15 protein-coding genes are annotated in these 17,546 nt (G+C 66.6%); 7 read left to right on the forward strand and 8 right to left on the reverse strand.

Annotated elements, in window-relative coordinates; all coding sequences use genetic code 11:
• Positions 1-28 precede the first annotated feature (28 nt).
• From J2S35_RS05140 to dnaA, 8 genes are all read right to left on the reverse strand, one after another.
• Positions 29-541, reverse strand: coding sequence for a DUF3566 domain-containing protein (locus tag J2S35_RS05140; RefSeq protein WP_380083710.1), 513 nt, complete (start codon positions 539-541; stop codon positions 29-31).
• Entirely contained in the window at positions 538-3,216 is a 2,679-nt protein-coding gene (gyrA, locus tag J2S35_RS05145) for a DNA gyrase subunit A (RefSeq protein WP_309850566.1), read from the reverse strand. The genes J2S35_RS05140 and gyrA overlap by 4 nt, the downstream gene beginning before the upstream one ends.
• Before the next feature lie 42 nt (positions 3,217-3,258).
• Complete coding sequence (gyrB, locus tag J2S35_RS05150; protein ID WP_309850569.1) at positions 3,259-5,280, reverse strand: DNA topoisomerase (ATP-hydrolyzing) subunit B; 2,022 nt, start codon at positions 5,278-5,280, stop codon at positions 3,259-3,261.
• A gap of 226 nt (positions 5,281-5,506) precedes the next feature.
• Entirely contained in the window at positions 5,507-6,097 is a 591-nt protein-coding gene (locus J2S35_RS05155; RefSeq protein WP_309850571.1) for a DUF721 domain-containing protein, read from the reverse strand.
• On the reverse strand, positions 6,094-7,281 hold the full coding sequence (gene recF, locus J2S35_RS05160; RefSeq protein ID WP_309850573.1) for a DNA replication/repair protein RecF: 1,188 nt from the start codon (positions 7,279-7,281) through the stop codon (positions 6,094-6,096). Before recF ends, J2S35_RS05155 begins: the two co-directional genes overlap by 4 nt.
• An 18-nt stretch (positions 7,282-7,299) precedes the next feature.
• On the reverse strand, positions 7,300-8,181 hold the full coding sequence (gene gnd / locus J2S35_RS05165) for a phosphogluconate dehydrogenase (NAD(+)-dependent, decarboxylating) (RefSeq protein ID WP_309853052.1): 882 nt from the start codon (positions 8,179-8,181) through the stop codon (positions 7,300-7,302).
• A gap of 80 nt (positions 8,182-8,261) precedes the next feature.
• Positions 8,262-9,389: a DNA polymerase III subunit beta gene (dnaN, locus tag J2S35_RS05170; protein ID WP_309850575.1), complete on the reverse strand. Its 1,128-nt coding sequence runs from the start codon at positions 9,387-9,389 to the stop codon at positions 8,262-8,264.
• Between the two features lie 443 nt (positions 9,390-9,832).
• Positions 9,833-11,461, reverse strand: coding sequence for a chromosomal replication initiator protein DnaA (gene dnaA / locus J2S35_RS05175; RefSeq protein WP_309850578.1), 1,629 nt, complete (start codon positions 11,459-11,461; stop codon positions 9,833-9,835).
• Positions 11,462-11,782: 321 nt separating this feature from the next.
• Between dnaA and rpmH the strand changes: the two genes are divergently transcribed.
• The 7 genes from rpmH (at position 11,783) to J2S35_RS05210 (ending at position 16,203) form a co-directional block, all read left to right on the forward strand.
• Positions 11,783-11,920 carry a 50S ribosomal protein L34 gene (rpmH, locus tag J2S35_RS05180; protein ID WP_309850582.1) on the forward strand — a complete coding sequence of 46 codons (138 nt, stop codon included), beginning with the start codon at positions 11,783-11,785 and terminating at the stop codon, positions 11,918-11,920.
• Between the two features lie 41 nt (positions 11,921-11,961).
• Positions 11,962-12,318: a ribonuclease P protein component gene (rnpA, locus tag J2S35_RS05185; RefSeq protein ID WP_309850585.1), complete on the forward strand. Its 357-nt coding sequence runs from the start codon at positions 11,962-11,964 to the stop codon at positions 12,316-12,318.
• The gene (gene yidD, locus J2S35_RS05190; protein ID WP_309850588.1) at positions 12,315-12,680 is read left to right on the forward strand and encodes a membrane protein insertion efficiency factor YidD; all 366 of its coding nucleotides are present in this window, start codon (positions 12,315-12,317) and stop codon (positions 12,678-12,680) included. The genes rnpA and yidD overlap by 4 nt, the downstream gene beginning before the upstream one ends.
• On the forward strand, positions 12,681-13,649 hold the full coding sequence (gene yidC, locus J2S35_RS05195) for a membrane protein insertase YidC (protein ID WP_309850591.1): 969 nt from the start codon (positions 12,681-12,683) through the stop codon (positions 13,647-13,649).
• Entirely contained in the window at positions 13,649-14,383 is a 735-nt protein-coding gene (locus J2S35_RS05200) for a Jag family protein (protein WP_309850594.1), read from the forward strand. Before yidC ends, J2S35_RS05200 begins: the two co-directional genes overlap by 1 nt.
• Entirely contained in the window at positions 14,380-15,135 is a 756-nt protein-coding gene (rsmG, locus tag J2S35_RS05205; protein ID WP_309850597.1) for a 16S rRNA (guanine(527)-N(7))-methyltransferase RsmG, read from the forward strand. Before J2S35_RS05200 ends, rsmG begins: the two co-directional genes overlap by 4 nt.
• Before the next feature lie 165 nt (positions 15,136-15,300).
• A complete protein-coding gene (locus J2S35_RS05210) occupies positions 15,301-16,203 on the forward strand; it encodes a ParA family protein (protein WP_309850600.1) in 903 nt (300 codons plus the stop codon).
• The last annotated feature ends 1,343 nt before the right edge of the window (positions 16,204-17,546 follow it).

Consider the following 17,546-nt stretch of genomic DNA (forward strand, 5'->3'; position numbering starts at 1 on the left):
CGGGGGAGTTGAGGCCCCCGCCTCCAGGTCAGTCGTCCGTCAGCGTGACACCCACGCCGCCCACGAGGGAGGCGCAGATGTTGTACAGCACTGCCGCGAGCATCGACAACGCGGTGATGAGGACGATGTTCACCAGGGACAGGATCGTCGTGAAGGACACCACCTGACGCATGGAGGCGATCTGACGGATGTCGAAGCTGCTCACGGACGAGCCTCCGATGTCCCCGAGGAGCGTATTGACGCGATCGAAGATGCCGGTGAGGTCGAGAACCACCCAGAGGACGATCGAGGCCACGACGGCCACGATGCCCAACGCCACCGAGAGGAGGAAGGCCAGCTTCAGGACGGACCACGGGTCAAGCCGCGAGACAACGAGGCGAGCCTTGCGGGTCTTGGCCTTGGGCGCCGGGCGAACGAGGCCCTGCCGCTGCCCAGCCCGGGCCGGAGCGGTCCTCTGGCTGGGGCGCTGCACGGGACGTCCGGCCTGCGGGCGGTTGCCCGTGCGGGGCGCGCCTGCACGTCCTGTCTGCGACTCGCTCACTCGGTCTCCTTCGTGGATGTCGGCTCAGCGCCGGCGGCCTCCGCCGCGGCGTCAAAGCCCTGGGTGTCAGAAGTCAACGGTACGCCATCGGAGCCAGCCTCGACAGACGCGCCCGCGGCACCCTCCTGGGGGTCCTCGCCCGTCTCGTCCTCCTCGACAGCTGCCTCAAGGTGGCGCTCCGAGTTCTTCGCGACGGCGATGATGCTGTCCCCCTTGTCGGGCTTGGCGAAAATGACACCCATCGTGTTGCGGCCCTTGGCAGGAACGCCGTCGACGCGGGAGCGCACGACCTTGCCCTTGCGCATGACGACGAGCACTTCGTCGTCCTCGCCCACGATCATGCCGCTGACCAGGTGGCCTCGCTCTTCGGCGAGCTTGGCCACCTTGATGCCAAGGCCTCCGCGGCCCTGGCAGCGGTACTCGTTCACATGGGTGCGCTTGGCGTAGCCGCCCTCGGTGACCACGAAGACGAAGCCCTCGTCAGTGATGACGTCCGCAGACAGGAGGTGATCGTCTCCGCGGAACTTCATGCCCGTGACACCGGAGGTCGCGCGGCCCGTGGGGCGCAGCGCGTCATCCGTGGCGGTGAACCGGACGCTCATGCCCTCGCGGGACACGAGGAGGAGGTCGTCCTCGGCGTCGATGAGACGCGCCGCCACCAGCTCGTCGCCTTCGCGGAGGTTGATGGCGATGACGCCTGCTGAACGGTTCGTGTCGTAGTCCTCCAGGCGGGTCTTCTTCACGAGCCCGTTGCGCGTGGCAAGCAGCAGGTAGGGCGCTACAGAGTAGTCCTTGAGCTCCATGACCTGAGCGATCCGCTCATCGGGCTGGAACGCCAGGAGGTTGGCCACATGCTGGCCCTTGGCGTCCCTGCCGCCCTCGGCCAGCTCATAGGCCTTGGCCCGGTAGACCCGGCCCAGGTTCGTGAAGAAGAGGAGCCAGTTGTGGGTCGTCGTCACAAAGAACTGCTCGACGACGTCGTCCTCGCGGAGCTGAGCCCCGCGGACTCCCTTTCCGCCGCGCGCCTGGGAGCGGTACTGGTCGATCTTGGTCCGCTTGACGTAGCCGCCGCGCGTGATGGTGACGACCACCTCTTCCTCGGGGATGAGGTCCTCCATGCTCATGTCGCCGTCGAACCCGCGGAGGATCTGGGTGCGGCGGTCGTCGCCGTAGCGCTCGACGATCTCCGCGAGCTCGGAGGAGACCAGGTCCCGCTGACGCTGCGGGGACCCGAGGATGTCCTTGTACTCAGCGATCTCGGCCTCGAGGCGCGCATGCTGCTCCTGGAGCTTCTGGCGCTCCAGGGCTGCGAGGCGCCGCAGCTGCATGTCGAGGATGGCCTGAGCCTGCTCGTCGTCGATCTCGAGGAGGGACTTCAGGCCCTCCCGCGCGTCCTCCACGGTGGGGGAGCGGCGGATGAGGGCGATGACCTCGTCAAGGGCGTCAAGGGCCTTGAGGAGGCCGCGCAGAATGTGCGCCTGGGCCTCGGCGCGGCGCAGGCGGAACTGCGTGCGGCGCACGATGACGTCGAGCTGGTGGTTGACCCAGTGGCGCACGAACGCGTCGAGGGACAGCGTGCGGGGCACGCCGTCGACGATCGCGAGCATGTTCGCGGAGAAGTTCTCCTGAAGCTGCGTGTGCTTGTACAGGTTGTTGAGGACGACCTTCGGCACGGCGTCCCGCTTGAGGACGATGACGAGGCGCTGGCCCGTGCGGCCCGAGGTCTCGTCGCGGAGGTCCGCGATGCCCTGGACCTTGCCGTCCTTGACGAGCTCGGCGATCTTGATCGCGAGGTTGTCCGGGTTGGCCTGGTAGGGCAGCTCGGTGACCACGAGGCACGTGCGGCCCTGGAGCTCCTCGACGTTGACCACGGCGCGCATCGTGATGGAGCCGCGGCCCGTGCGGTACGCGTCCTCGATGCCCTTGTGGCCGAGGATCGTGGCGCCCGTGGGGAAGTCCGGTCCCTTGATGCGCGTCAGGAGAGCCTCGAGGAGCTCTTCCTTCGTGGCGTCCGGGTTCTCGAGCGCCCACTGAACACCGTCAGCGACCTCGCGGAGGTTGTGCGGCGGGATGTTCGTGGCCATGCCGACCGCGATGCCCGAGGAGCCGTTGACGAGCAGGTTCGGGAAGCGCGACGGCAGGACCGTGGGCTCCTGGTTCTTGCCGTCGTAGTTGTCCTGGAAGTCGACCGTCTCTTCGTCGATGTCCCGGACCATCTCCATGGCCATGGGGGCCATCTTGGTCTCGGTGTAACGCGCAGCGGCCGCGCCGTCGTTGCCCGGGGAGCCGAAGTTTCCCTGGCCGAGGGCCAGCGGATACCGCATGGTCCAGTCCTGGATGAGGCGGACGAGGGCGTCGTAGATCGCGCTGTCACCGTGCGGGTGGTACGTGCCCATGACGTCGCCGACGATGCGCGCGCACTTGTTGAACGACTTCTCGGGGCGGTAGCCGCCGTCGTACATTCCGTACACGACGCGACGGTGGACGGGCTTGAGGCCGTCCCGGACGTCAGGGAGGGCGCGGCCCACGATGACGGCCATCGCGTAGTCCAGGTAGGAGCGCTGCATCTCCTCCTGGAGGTCGATCTGCTCGATCTTGTCGTGGCCCTCGGGCACGACGACGCCCTCGGTCAGGGCCGTGCCGTTCTCCGGGTTCTCGGGCGTGATGTCGCTCATTGTTTCCTTTCGCGGGGGTTCTCTGGTCATCGGGGCCTAGCCTCAGATGTCCAGGAACCTCACGTCCTTCGCGTTCTGCTGGATGAACGAGCGGCGCGACTCGACGTCGTCGCCCATGAGGACCGAGAAGATCTGGTCCGCGGCGGCGGCGTCCTCCATCGTCACCTGACGCAGCGTGCGGCGGGCCGGGTCCATGGTCGTGTCCCAGAGCTCGTGGTAGTCCATCTCGCCGAGACCCTTGTAGCGCTGGATGCCGTTGTCCTTCGGCAGGCGCTTGTTGGCGGCGCGGCCGGCGGCCAGGGCCGCGTCCCGCTCCGCGTCCGTGTAGACGTAGTCGTGCGGCGCGTTGGACCACTTGATGCGGTACAGCGGCGGCTGCGCGAGGTAGACGTAGCCCTGCTCGATGAGCGGCCGCATGTACCGGAAGAGGAGCGTCATGAGCAGCGTGGTGATGTGCTGGCCGTCGACGTCGGCATCCGCCATGAGGACGATCTTGTGGTACCGGAGCTTGCTGATGTCGAAGTCCTCGCCGATGCCCGTGCCGAAGGCCGTGATCATCGACTGCACTTCCATGTTGCCGAGGGCCTTGTCCAGGCGGGCGCGCTCCACGTTGAGGATCTTGCCTCGCAGCGGGAGGATGGCCTGCGTGCGGGGGTCCCGGCCGCGCTTGGCGGAACCGCCGGCGGAGTCACCCTCGACGAGGTAGACCTCGCACTCGGCGGGGTTCTTCGAGGAGCAGTCCGAGAGCTTGCCCGGCATGCCGAACGACTCGAGCGGAGACTTGCGCCGGGCGTGATCGCGCGCCTTGCGGGCCGCGAGCCGGGCCTGGGCGGCGAGCTGCGCCTTGCGGATGATGTCCCGCGCGGGGCCGGGGTTGCGCTCGAGCCAGTCGCCGAGCTGGTCCGTGACGACTCGCTGCACGAAGCCCTTGGCCTCCGAGTTGCCGAGCTTGGTCTTGGTCTGGCCCTCGAACTGCGGCTCGGCGAGCTTGACGGAGATGACGGCGGTGAGGCCCTCGCGGATGTCGTCGCCCGTGAGGTTGTCGTCCTTCTCCTTGAGAAGGTTCTTCTCCCGCGCGTAGCGGTTGACGAGGGAAGTCATCGCCGCTCGGAAGCCCTCCTCGTGGGTGCCGCCCTCGTGAGTGTTGATCGTGTTGGCGTAGGTGTGGACGGACTCCGAGTAGGCCGTGGTCCACTGGAGCGCCACCTCCACGGAGATGAGGCGATTGGTGTCCTCTGTCTCGAAGGCGATGACGTCCTCGTGGACGAGCTCCGTCTTCTTCGAGGAGTTGAGGTGCTTGACGTAGTCGAGGAGGCCGTCCTTGTAGCAGTACTCGACGACAAGGGGACCCTCTGGCGTGTCCTCTTCCTCCGCGATCTCCTCGCCGCTCTCTTCCGCCTGGCGCTCGTCCGTCAGGCGGATCCGCAGGCCCTTGTTGAGGAAGGCCATCTGCTGGAAGCGGGCGCGGAGCGTCTCGAAGTCGAACTCAATGCTCTCGAAGATGTCCGGGTCCGGGTAGAAGGTCTGGGTGGTGCCCGTCTCCTCCGTGGCCTCGCCCTTGACGAGCTCGCCCTGCGGCACACCGCCGTTGGCGAACTCCATCCGCCACGCGTGTCCCTGGCGGCGCACTTCCGTGCTCACGCGGCGGGAAAGAGCGTTGACCACGGAGATGCCGACGCCGTGCAGGCCGCCGGACACCGCGTACCCGCCGCCGCCGAACTTGCCGCCGGCGTGGAGGATGGTCATGACGACCTCGACCGTGGGCTTGCCCTCGGTGGGGTGGATGTCCACCGGGATGCCGCGGCCGTTGTCCGCGACCTTGACGCCGCCATCGGCCTGGAGGACGACGTCGATCGTGTCCGCGTGACCGGCCAGGGCCTCGTCCACGGAGTTGTCGACCACCTCGTACACCAGGTGGTGGAGGCCGCGGGGGCCCGTGGAACCGATGTACATGCCGGGGCGCTTTCGGACGGCCTCAAGGCCCTCGAGGACGGTGATGGCGCTTGCGCCGTACTCGTTCTGGACCACGCCGTTGGACGGCGCCTCGTTCTTGTTCTCTGCCACTGGCGGCTCAAACTCCTGGGAAGTCTCGGCGAACGCCACACGGCGACGTTCGGTCAATCCCTCCGATTCTACCAACACCACGGGAGAATCGTGCCCCTGATCATGCCTTGGGACGGCGAATCTCCCGCATAGGGGGCCCTCTCGGCGGGGGTCATGTCCACCGATTCATCTCCAGGGCTTCCAGGCGGCCAGAGAGCCGTCTAGCGCGTTTGGGGCTCTGCGCTTCTCACCCGTAGGTGTCGCGGGGTCCGCGCCCCTTGACGGTGCGGTATCCGCGCCGCCATGTCGGAGCGGCCGGCCCGGCGATCTCGAGGCGAGTGACGACGCCGTCCCCGAGGCGCTCGTTGAGCTGCCGCACAATCTCCGGGGCCATGAGCCGGAGATTCGTGGCCCAGGCGGTCGTGTCGCAGCGGACGTGGACCGTGGAGTTCTCGAAGGACTCGGCGCGGCAGTGCTCGGCGATGTCCTTGCCCACGAGCTCGGACCAGCGCGCGAGCACGCCCCCCACCGCGATGGGCTGCTTCCAGCCGCGCTCGCTCAGGAAGCGGTCGAAGATGCGCGAGATCCCCTGCGGGTCCCTCCCGTAGTAGGAGTCCGCCTCCCCTCGCCTTGCGCGGTCAGCGGCCTTTCCCTCCCGCGAGAGCTCGCGGTCCTTGGCGCGGGCCCTCGAGCGGGCAACCTGCCTCGCGTCCACGCGGCGGTCGCCTCGCTCCGCGGCGCCCGCACGGAGTCGGTTGAGGAGCGCCCAGGCGGCGTCAACGTCGTCGTTCTCAGAGGACGACGACGCAGCCGCGCCGGACTCGAGGCCGTCCGTCACGCCCGCTCTCCCTGGGGATCGGTGACGGTGCCGGGGGAGACCCGCAGGGTCCTCCCGGCCAAGTCCGCGGGGAGGTCCTCGCCGACCGCGGCCGTGATGATGACCTGCTCCGCCTGCTGGACCAGGGCCCCGAGGCGCTGACGGCGGCGCGCGTCCAGCTCGGCGAAGACGTCGTCGAGGATGAGGATGGGACAGGCGGCCTCGGAGGGATCGTCCTGGCGCATGAGCTCGAAGGCCCCCAGGCGCAGCGCGAGCGCGAAGGACCAGCTCTCGCCGTGGGACGCGAATCCCTTGGCCGGGGCGCCGCCGAGGATGAGAGCCACGTCGTCGCGGTGAGGGCCGATCGTCGTCGTCCCCCGCTCCCGGTCCCGCTGCCGGGCCCCGGCGAGGGCCTCGAGATAGCGGCGGTAGAGCTCGGGCGCAGAGAGGCTCGCCAGCTCGCCCGCTCCGCTGGCGTCAGGGGACAGGCGCTGGGCGTCCACATCCCCCGCGAGCGAGCTGATGTACACGATCTCCGTAGGCTTGCCGCCGTCCGTGAGGCGCCCGTAGGCGGTCTCGACGTGGGGGTCGAGATCCCTCAGGACACCGAGCCTGGCTGCGGTGAGCGCGGTGGCGGCGGTCGCGAGCTGCTGGTCCCAGACGTCGATGGTTGACTCGTGCCCCTCGTTCCAGCCGCGGCGCCCCGAGCGGAGGAGGGCATTGCGCTGGCGCAGGACCTTCTCGTAGTCAGCGCGGGCCTGGCCGAGGTACGGGTAGAGGGTCACGACGAGGTCGTCGAGGAAACGACGTCGGCCGCCGGGCTCGCCCTTGACGAGGGCCAGGTCCTCCGGGGCGAAGAGGACGGTGCGGGCAATCCCCAGAATCTCCCGCGCCCGCATCGGGGCCGACCGGTTGATGCGCGCGCGGTTCGTCCTGCCTGGCGCGATCTCCAGCTCGAGGATGCTCTGCTGACCCCCGCGGACAATCCGCGCGCGGACCACGGCCCGCTCCTGGTTGAAGCGGACCATGGGAGCATCCGTGGAGACGCGATGGGAGGACAGGGTGGAGAGGCAGCCGATGGCCTCGACGATGTTGGTCTTGCCTACTCCGTTGGGGCCGACCAGGACGTTGACGCCCGGCCCCAGGCGCACGTCGGCTTGCGCGTACGTCCTGAAGTCCGTGAGGGAGAGGCGATCAATGTACATGCCGTCCTGGTTATATGCCTAGGCCTTTTTGACTGCGTGGCCGCCGAACTGATTCCGCAGGGCCGCGACGGCCTTCATCGCGGGCGAGTCCTCCTGGCGGGACTCGAAGCGGGCGAAGATCGAGGCGGTGATGGCCGGCAGCGGCACAGCCTGCGCCAGGGCCTCCTCGACGGTCCAGCGGCCCTCGCCGGAGTCCTCGACATAGCCCTTGATCCCGTCGAAGTGCGGGTCCTCTTCGAGGGCGCGCACAAGCAGGTCGAGCAGCCACGAGCGCACGACCGTGCCCTTCTGCCACGCCTTGAACGTGCCCGGAACGTCCTTGATGATGTCCTTGGACTCCATGAGCTCGAAGCCCTCGGCCAGGGACTGCATCATCCCGTACTCGATGCCGTTGTGGACCATCTTGGCGTAGTGGCCTGCACCCACGTCCCCGACGTGTACGAAGCTGTCAGCGCGCTCGCCCTCGGGCCGCAGCGCGTCGAAGATGGGCATGAGGCGCTCGATGTCCTCGCTCGTGCCGCCGGCCATGAGGCCGTAGCCGTTCTCCAGGCCCCACACACCGCCCGAGACGCCGCAGTCTACGAACGCGATGCCCTTCGGGGCGAGGTAGCCCGCGTGCTTCTGGTCCTCCGTGAAGCGGGAGTTGCCGCCGTCGACGATGATGTCGCCGGCCTCCAGCTTCTCGCCGAGCTCCGTCACGACGGAGTCGGTGACAATCCCGGCCGGCACCATGACCCACACGGCGCGGGGCGCCTCGAGGCGGCTGATGAGCTCGTCGATGGAGGCGACATCGCTCACCTCGGGGTTGCGGTCAAAACCGACGACGTCGATGCCGCCGCGGCGGAGCCGCTCACGCATGTTGAAGCCCATTTTGCCGAGGCCGATCAGTCCGAGTTGCACGAGGAGCACCGCGTTTCTTCGATTGGGGATGGTTTCAGGACCGGATGGTCCCGGGGGAGTGGGAAGGGGTCCTGCTCGTCTTACTGGTTGGGCAGGCGGACCGGCATCACGAGGTACCGGTAGGTGTCCTCGTCTTCCCCTTCGAGCTCAGCCTGTGCCGTCAGCATCGCGGGCTTCGGCGCGGAGGTGAAGGAGAAGCGGACGAAGTCAGTCGAGATGGCGCCAAGACCCTCGCTGAGGTAGGTCGGGTTGAAGGCGACCGTGATCTCTTCGCCCACGAGGCGAGCGGAGATGGACTCCGACGCCTGGGCGTCCTCACCCGTGCCTGCGTCGAGGCTGACGGCGCCGTCGGTGAAGGCGAGGCGGATGGGCGTGTTGCGCTCGGCAACGACCTTGACGCGGTTGACTGCTGCCACGAGCTCACTCGTGCTGACCACGGCATGGATCGGCGTGGACTCCGGGAAGAGCGAACGGATCTTCGGGTAGTCCCCGTCGACCAGGAGGCTCGTCTGGCGGCGCGAGGAGGACTCGAAGCCGATCAGGTCTGCGTCGTTCTCCAGGGCAATCGAGAGGCTGCCGGCGTGGGCAAGGTTCTTGGCCACGGAGTCGAGGGTCCGCGCTTTCACAAGGGCGGAGGTGCTGATCCCCGGCGTCGTCGGGCGCCAGGAGAGCTCGCGCATGGCGAGACGGTAGCGGTCCGTGGCGAGAAGGGTGATCTTGTCGTCCTCGAACTCCAGGCGCACTGCAGTGAGGATCGGGAGGGTGTCGTCCTTGCTCGCGGCCACGGTCATCTGGGAGATGGCGGTGGCGAACTCGGCGCCGTCGACTGAGCCGCTGACGGCGGGCAGTGGCGGAAGCTCCGGGTATTCGGCCTCGGGCATCGTGGCAAGGGCGAAGCGGCTGGAGCGGCAGGAGAGCTGGAGCTTGGAGCCCTCGGTGGCCGCAGTGACGGTTGCCGAGGTGGGGAAGCTGCGAACGACGTCCGCGAGGAGGCGCCCGGGAACGAGGATGGTGCCCTCCTCCGTCACGTCAGCCTCGATCTCAAGGCGTGCGCTGGTCTCGTAGTCGAAGCTCGAGAGCGTCAGAAGCCCCTGGGAGCCCTGGATGAGGATGCCTGAGAGAACGGGCATCGGGGGGCGAGGGGAGAGAGACTTTGCGACCCAGGAGACTGCGTCGTTGAGAACGTCTCGTTCGACAGTGAATTTCACGCGCGTTCCGCCTTTCGAGCGCGGATGAGACCGCGAGGACGATGAAGAGTGCAGAGTCCAGCTTAGCCCTGTCTCGAACACCGTGCAGGGGTGTGGAGGACGAAGGACGAGTCCCCTGAACAGGGGTCAGGGGCTGGGCGAACCACAAGGCCCGGGACGAGGTTTCATGTTATCTGGAAGGGCTTCTTTGAGGGAGGGGAGTGTTAACAACCCCTGTTGGTTCTGTGGATAAGTACACGGATGTCGGGCGAGGTCTGGGATCGGGGCTCGGCGGGGGTGTGTGCGAGGTGTGAGTCGCTCCCGTTGCACGGTGTTCATGGCGTGTGGACGGCAAAACCGGCCTCGAGCGATCATCACACGTTCGTGTCGTTTGTCCCCATCCAGAGCGAGTTGTCCCCGTCGTTGTCCACAATTCTGTGGATAACCCTGGGGAAGCCCAGAATCTAGGCGTTGCGCTGCTGCTGCTTGATCCGGTTTGTCAGTTCGGTCACCTGGTCGAAGATCTGGCGGCGCTCAGCCATGAGGCCGCTGATCTTCCGCGTGGCGTGAATGACCGTGGTGTGGTCCCTTCCGCCTACGGCCGTGCCGATGTCCGGCAGCGACTTGTCAGTGAGCTCCCGGCACAGGTACATGGCGATCTGCCGGGCGTCGACGAGGTTCTTCTTCCGGGACTTCGCGCACAGCTGCTCCACCGTGAGACCGAAGTACTCGGCCGTCGCCGCGAGGATCTGCTGGATCGTGATCATCTCGGCCCCGGAGTCCGTGATGAGGTCCTTGAGCACGTGATCGGCGAGGGCGACGTCGACAGGCTGTCGTGTCAGCGACGCGAACGCGGTGACGCGGATGAGGGCGCCTTCCAGCTCACGGATGTTCGTGGAGATGCGAGAGGCGATGTACTCGAGGACCTCCTTCGGCACCTCGAGGCCCTCGACCATGGCCTTCTTGCGGAGGATCGCACTGCGCGTCTCGAGCTCCGGCGGCTGGACGTCCGTGATGAGGCCCCACTCGAAGCGCGAGCGCAGGCGGTCCTCGAAGCCGGAGAGCTTCTTGGGGGGGAGGTCCGAGGTGATGACGATCTGCTTGTTGTGGTTGTGGAGGGCGTTGAAGGTGTGGAAGAACTCCTCCTGCGTGCCCTCCTTGTTCGCCAGGAACTGGATGTCGTCAATGAGGAGGATGTCCACGTTGCGGTAGAGCTGCTTGAAGCTCGAGCCTTCGTCGTCCTTGATGGAGTTGATGAAGTCGTTCGTGAATTCCTCGCTGTTCACGTACCGCACCCGGATGCCGTGGTACAGGTTCCGCGCGTAATGGCCGATCGCGTGGAGCAGGTGAGTCTTTCCAAGGCCCGAGTCCCCGTAAATGAACAGCGGGTTATATGCCTTGGCAGGTGCCTCAGCGACGGCAAAGGCGGCGGCGTGAGCGAAACGGTTCGAGGCCCCGATGACGAACGAGTCGAAGACATACCGCGGGTTGAGGCGTCCGAACTCCTGGCTCGTGCTCGGCGGCTTCGGGGTCGGGGCGTCGCCGGGGCGCCGCGGCGACTCGTCCTCCTCGCCGAGCGTGTAGAGGCTCGGGGAATAGAGGTCTTCGCCCGAGGCGTCCCGGCCGGACGTGCCGAAGGAGCGAGAGGGTGCGGGTGCGGCGGGCGCGTCGTCGTGCTCCTCCGGCGTGGAGGCGGGGGCGTCCTCGAAGCGCGGGGCGGCCGGGCGCCCCTGAGGCTCAGCGTCCAGCCGGGGCTGCGGAGCGGGCGACGACGGGGGCCGCTCGGAGTGAGCCTGGCTGGAAGCCGGTGACATGCGCTGGATGGGCTCGATCGAGGGGTCGATCACGTACGCGCACTGGAGCTCCTGGCCGAAGACAGCCCGGATCTTCTCGTCGAGGATCTCCTTGAGCTGCATCTGGAGGAAGTCCCGGGTCTTCTCGTTCGAGACGGCGACAAGGAGCGTGTGGCCCACGAGGCCCTGCGCCTTGGTCAGCAGAAGGTTCCCGTATTGCCGCGGGGAAATGTGCTGCTCCAGTGAATGGACGGTAGTACGCCACTGGTTGCCGAGGTCGTCGACGAGTTCTTCGGGCACGGGCTGAGTCCTTCGGGATCCGGCTGGGGATAGGTCCTCCAGTATAGGACTATCCACAGGCTTATTCACAGTTGTCCCCAGCTGTGGGCAACTGGCATCCTGTGCCCCCAGGGCTCCCCACGCGGAGGAGGCGACTTGACCGGGCCCCTCGCCGTGACCTAGTGTTATTCAGTCCTACAAGTGTCTTTTGCGCACCGTCGCGCCCTGCAGCCCGCTGCAGTGTCAGCGCGCACTCATTGTGTGTGTTGAAGTCGAGCAAGGAGCGGCCCGCCGAACCAGGCGTTTCGCGGACCCCATCCCACAAGTCTTTGGAGATTCACCGTGAGCAAGCGGACTTTTCAGCCGAACAACCGCCGTCGTGCCAAGAAGCACGGCTTCCGTCTGCGCATGCGCACCCGTGCAGGTCGCGCGATCCTCGCGAGCCGTCGCTCCAAGGGTCGCACAGAGCTCTCTGCCTGAGTCCTTTCTCAGCGTGACTGGCCGTCCGCGGCCGCTCTGACATGCTTCCCAGACGGCACAGACTCCGCACACCCGCGGAGTTCAGCACCACACTACGTTCCGGCGCCCGCTATGGGAGCCGGAACTTAGTCGTTTTCACGGCCGCCCTCGCGTCCGAGGACGAGCCCACCCGCGTGGGCTTCCTCGTCTCCAAGAAGGTCGGAAACGCCGTCACACGGAACCTCGTCAAGCGCCGCCTGCGGGACAAGGCTGTCTCGGTCATCGAGGAGCACAGCACAGGGAAGGCGCTCGTCGTCCGAGCGCTGCCCGGCGCCGCGTCGCTGGACTGGGACGCCCTCAGCGCTGACTTTGACGCCACCGTCAGGGGAAGCCTCAGCAAGCACGCGAGGCGGCGATGAACCTCCGGCGGAGCACGGTGCGGGCGGCGCGATTCGTCGTCGACCTCCCACGCCTTGTCCTCATTGGCCTCCTCAAGGCCTACCGGGCTGTCATCTCACCCCTCTACGGACCGGTGTGCCGGTTCTATCCCAGTTGCACGGCATATGCTTTGGAGGCAGTGACAGTTCACGGGGCCGTCAAGGGTTCCGGGCTGACTGCGTGGCGAGTTCTCCGGTGCAACCCCTTCAATCCTGGAGGGGTGGACCATGTGCCGCGCGGCACCCGCCGGTGGACGCGCGAGAAGCTTCCCCGCATCGTGGTCCTCAACCACGCGCGGATCGACGATTACATCGACGGCCAGTCGGCCGCCAAGGAGCAATAAATGGACTTCCTCAATACCATCCTGTGGCCCTTCAAATGGCTGGTGTCCGCGATCCTCTGGGTGTTCCATGAGGCATTCACGGCCATCGGCATGGACCCGGCCAACGGATGGACGTGGACGCTCGCCGTCATCGGCCTCGTGATCGTCATCCGTGCGCTCCTCATCCCGGTGTTCTTCTACCAGATCAAGGCGCAGCGCGGCATGCAGGCCATGCAGCCGGACATCCTCAAGCTCCAGGCCAAGTACAAGGGCAAGACGGACCAGGTGTCCCGCCAGCGCATGGCAGAAGAGCAGATGGCGCTGTACAAGGAGCACGGCACCAACCCGTTCGCAGCGTGCCTCCCGCTGCTCATCCAGATGCCGTTCTTCTTCGCGCTGTTCAACGTCCTGAGCTCCGTGTCCAAGAGCCGCGACGCCGGCGAGGGTATCCAGATGCTCACGGCGGACCAGGTCCGCCAGTTCGACGAGTCCAAGATCTTCGACGCCTTCCTCTCCTCCGCGCTGCTTCACCCGCAGGAGGGTGACAACCACCTCTCCGTCATCATCCTCTCGATCCTCATGATCGCGGCGATGATCATCACGCAGTTCGTGACGCAGAAGCAGATCATGTCCAAGAACATGACGGAGGAGGCGCTCAACAGCCCCTTCATGCGCCAGCAGCAGATGCTCCTCTACGTGCTGCCCGTGGTCTTCGGCATCGGCGGCATCAACTTCCCGATCGCGCTTCTCATCTACTGGACCGTGACCAACCTCTGGACCCTCGGGCAGCAGTGGTACGTCATCCGCCGCATGCCCACCCCCGGCTCGCAGGCCGCCAAGGACCTCGCCGCCCGCCGCGCCGCCAAGGGCCTCCCGGAGAAGGTCCTTCTGGGAACGCCGAAGAGCCGCACCGAGGCCGCGGACGCCGACGTCCTCGCCCCGAAGCCGGTCCGCAACCAGCCCGTTCGTCGCAACAGGAGGAAGAAGTAATGCCCAACGGCGCAGACGCTCCCGCAGAGCGCATTGACGGGCAGGACGCGGCTGAGCAGGCCGAGCCCGTTCAGGCCCCCGCCCAGGCCGACGATGCCCCGGAAGCCCCCGAGCCCGCGGGCGACCAGGTCGTGACCCAGGGCGCCGGGCAGGCGGCGGACGTGACCGCGCCAGCCGGCGTCGTCGACCTCTCCGAGGCAACTCCGGAAGAGGCGGACGCCGCAGAAGCCGCTGAGGAGGATGACCTTGAGGACGAGGACATCCGCGACGAAGGCGAGATCGCGGCCGATTACCTCGAAGAGCTGCTGGACATTGCGGACTTCGACGGCGACATCGACATTGAAGTCAAGAACGGCCGCACGTACCTGTCCATCGTGAGCGAGGACACCGCTGACGAGGAGAGCGAGCTGGACATCCTCGTCGGGGAGAACGGCGAGGTGCTCAACGCCCTCCAGGAGCTCGCGCGCTTGGCCGTGCTCGCTGAGACGGGCGAGCGTTCCCGGCTCATCCTTGACATCGCGGGACACAGGGCCCGTCAAGGGTCGCGGCTCGTTGGGCTTGTGGAGAAGGCCGTTTCGGAGATCCGCGAGACGGGCGGTCCCGTGGCCCTCGAGCCCATGGGCGCGTACGAGCGCAAGCAGATCCATGACCTCGTGGCAGAGGCAGGGCTCGTCAGCGAATCTGAGGGAGAGGGCGCGGGCCGCCACGTCGTCATCCTCGCGAAGGAATCGTGAGCACCGCGGTGCCCCAGCCCGGGGAGGCCTCCCAGGACCCGGCAGCAACGGGGTCCTCCGCGCCGCTTCAGGACGCCGACCGCCTCGCCGCCGAGACCCTCTTCGGAGACCGCCTCCCGGTCGCGGAGGCGTATGTTGAGCACCTGGCGACGAGCGGCATCGAGCGCGGACTCATTGGCCCCCGAGAGGTTCCGCGGCTATGGGAGCGCCACGTGCTCAACTGCGCGGCACCGGCACCGCTCCTCGTGGACGGAACGACCGTGGCGGACGTCGGATCTGGCGCGGGCCTGCCCGGGCTCTGCCTCGCGATCGCGCGTCCCGGTGTCGAATTCCTCCTCATCGAGCCGTTGGAGCGGCGGTGCGTCTGGCTTCAGGAAGTCATCGATGACCTCGCCCTCGAGAACGTCACCATCCTGCGCGGACGCAGCGAGCAATTCTTCGGCAAGGTCACCGCGGACGTCGTGACTGCGCGGGCCGTTTCCGCCATGACGAACCTCGCGGGCATGACCCTGCCGCTCCTGAGTGGCAACGGCGTGCTCCTCGCTCTCAAGGGGCGCAGCGCTGCTGAGGAGATAGCCAAGGCGGCCAAGAAGATCTCCTCCTTGGGCGGCCGGGACCCCCGCGTCTTCACTGTGGGCGACGACGTCCTGGCGGAACCGACCACCCTCGTGCGAGTTGACGTCGGATCGGTCGAGGGAGTCCTCCGCGAGGATGTCCACACCGGCTCGGTTGAGGCAGACCCCACGCGATAGGCTTGGGGGAGTGGCTGATGCTCTGCCCGGCCGGCCCGTCCGGTCAGTTTCCGAGGATCATGAGGCCCATTGCCTACCGCGCGAGGGCCGGTAGGCGCACGCATGACATCACCCAGGGCGCTGTCCGCGTGGCCGGACCGCAGCAGATGGAAAGCATAGGAATTCATGGAAGCGATGGACGAATCGACGCCGCTCGCGCGACAGTTGGCGAGCGAGACCAAGCGCCGAAAGAAGCTGAGCAACAAGGCAGTGCCCCGCCCCGAGGCTACGCGGATCTTCACGATCAGTAACCAGAAGGGCGGCGTGGGCAAGACAACAACCACCGTCAACATCGCGGCCGCGCTGGCGAAGTCGGGCATGGAAGTCCTTGTGATCGACATCGACCCTCAGGGCAACGCCTCGACGGCACTCGGTATCGCGCATCATGCGGATGTGGACAGCATCTATGACGTCTTGATCGACGACGTTCCCCTGGCCGAGGTCGTGCAGACGTGCCCCGATATGGATCACCTCGTCTGCGCCCCGGCCACCATTCACCTTGCCGGCGCTGAGATTGAGCTCGTGTCCCTCGTGGCGCGGGAGCAGCGTCTCCGCCGGGCCATTGACCAGTACTCGGCTACGCGCGAGGAGCAGGGTCTCCCTCGCCTCGACTACATTTTCATCGACTGCCCGCCGAGCCTCGGTCTCCTGACGGTCAACGCCTTCGTGGCAGCGCGCGAGGTCTTGATTCCCATTCAGTGTGAGTACTACGCTCTCGAGGGCCTCAGCCAGCTGCTCAACAACATTCAGATGATTCAGAAGCACCTGAATGCCGACCTGGTCGTGTCGACCATTCTCCTGACGATGTACGACGGGCGGACGAACCTCGCGGCGCAGGTGGCGCAGGAAGTTCGAGAGCACTTCCCGAATGAAGTGCTTAATGCGGTAGTTCCGCGCTCTGTTCGCATCTCAGAGGCGCCGAGCTATCAGCAGACGGTCATTTCTTACGACCCGTCCTCGACTGGTGCCCTTTCATACCTGGAAGCGGCGGCCGAGATCGCTGAGCGGGCAAAGACCACGTCGGAGTAGTTTCCTCCGTCTTTGTTGAGCGAGGCGGGCCCCTCTTTAGGCGGTAAGCGCTCCTTTGGGACTGCGCGCTCTGGGGCTGCAGTGAGGCTCCTGGGTGTGCATATTGGACGTGGTCATGCGCCCGCGCGGTCTTGTCAGAGTGGGATTCGACCCGCGTTCCGGTTTACCTCGACTGGCACATTGATCTGCGGACCAGGCCCTGTGAGCGGCATGAAGTGCCCCGGATTATGCGGGGCTGATCGCGTACCCTCTATCGCTTGTGCATGTTCTTGGCGGGCCTGATCCGGCTGGCGGGGTGAATGACATGTTTCACGTGAAACTGTGTGGATTGCTTGAACGTGCGAATGCCCGAGCGGGGAGACCCCTTGCGGCGCTCCCTGAGCAGAGGCGCTGCCCGTAACGCCGGCCACCTGGAGTGGGAGACGTAGCGTCGTACCTGTCCGTTGGGGCAAGCGGTCGATGGCGCCACGGGCCCTAACGACGTCGCTGAGTCGGCCACTGCAGGAGTGCAGGGAGGCGGCTTCCCTGTGTAAAACGCGCCCGGTTGCGTTGGGATGTGTTTTGGGGCCGGGTGCGCACGCCGGCCTCCGTGGCGGACAAACAAACGGGGCTGGTGGCCTCGGTGTGTCTAGACGTTGAGAGCGGCGTGGGCGCCGCGTGCCAGCGTGTAGCCGGGAGGCAACTGCCGGTGATGCATTTCCTGCGTGGTCCAGGCCCGAACGGAATGGCGTCGCAAAGGTGGACACTCGAACTTCACAGTGCACAAGACCCCTCGACATCTACCCCATGTCGTCACCCATCGAGAGTCTGCAGCTTCCACCGGGCTTAGGTAGCGGACACGGATCATCGGCTCCTGATCATGGCTAAGGGCGCGTCGCTGGGTTTGCGCGTGGACCGCTGAGAATGTCGAGACTGATAGGCGGATCATTGGAAGTGTGGCGATGATCCCGGCGGGATCGGAGGCCCTTCGGAGCATCTAGGGGGTCGAAGTCCAGGGTCGGAGCCTCAGGGACCACTAGCCGCCCTCAGTGGGCGCGCCTGGCCTGTCCGTTTACAGCCAGTCTCCGTCCGTGGGTGGGCTAGTCAGTAAGCTGGCCAGTCGCCCTTGCTGGGCTGAATCCGCGATGACCTGACGGGCAGGGTGTGGGTGGCAGGTGCCCGCGTGCCATCGCCAGGAAGAGTTTTGCGATAGTAGTTTCACGGGAAACATCCGAGGTTGTTACCGGAGTCAGTGGCGGGGAAGGTCGAGGAGATCCGATGGGTGGGTGCCCTTGGGTGGCGCGAACTGGCCGCGGGCCGCATAGGCATCGAGAGGGAACTGGAGTGCATGCTCTCGTCTCCGT

Source organism: Falsarthrobacter nasiphocae (assembly GCF_031456275.1).
Lineage (GTDB): Bacteria > Actinomycetota > Actinomycetes > Actinomycetales > Micrococcaceae > Falsarthrobacter > Falsarthrobacter nasiphocae.

What these genes read in the sequence shown, in the direction of transcription:
- gyrA (WP_309850566.1), bottom strand. Translation starts at nt 3,216, where the DNA reads ATGAGCGACATCACGCCCGAGAACCCGGAGAACGGCACGGCCCTGACC.
- recF (WP_309850573.1), bottom strand. Translation starts at nt 7,281, where the DNA reads ATGTACATTGATCGCCTCTCCCTCACGGACTTCAGGACGTACGCGCAA.
- rnpA (WP_309850585.1), top strand. Translation starts at nt 11,962, where the DNA reads ATGCTTCCCAGACGGCACAGACTCCGCACACCCGCGGAGTTCAGCACC.
- yidD (WP_309850588.1), top strand. Translation starts at nt 12,315, where the DNA reads ATGAACCTCCGGCGGAGCACGGTGCGGGCGGCGCGATTCGTCGTCGAC.
- yidC (WP_309850591.1), top strand. Translation starts at nt 12,681, where the DNA reads ATGGACTTCCTCAATACCATCCTGTGGCCCTTCAAATGGCTGGTGTCC.
- J2S35_RS05200 (WP_309850594.1), top strand. Translation starts at nt 13,649, where the DNA reads ATGCCCAACGGCGCAGACGCTCCCGCAGAGCGCATTGACGGGCAGGAC.
- J2S35_RS05210 (WP_309850600.1), top strand. Translation starts at nt 15,301, where the DNA reads ATGGAAGCGATGGACGAATCGACGCCGCTCGCGCGACAGTTGGCGAGC.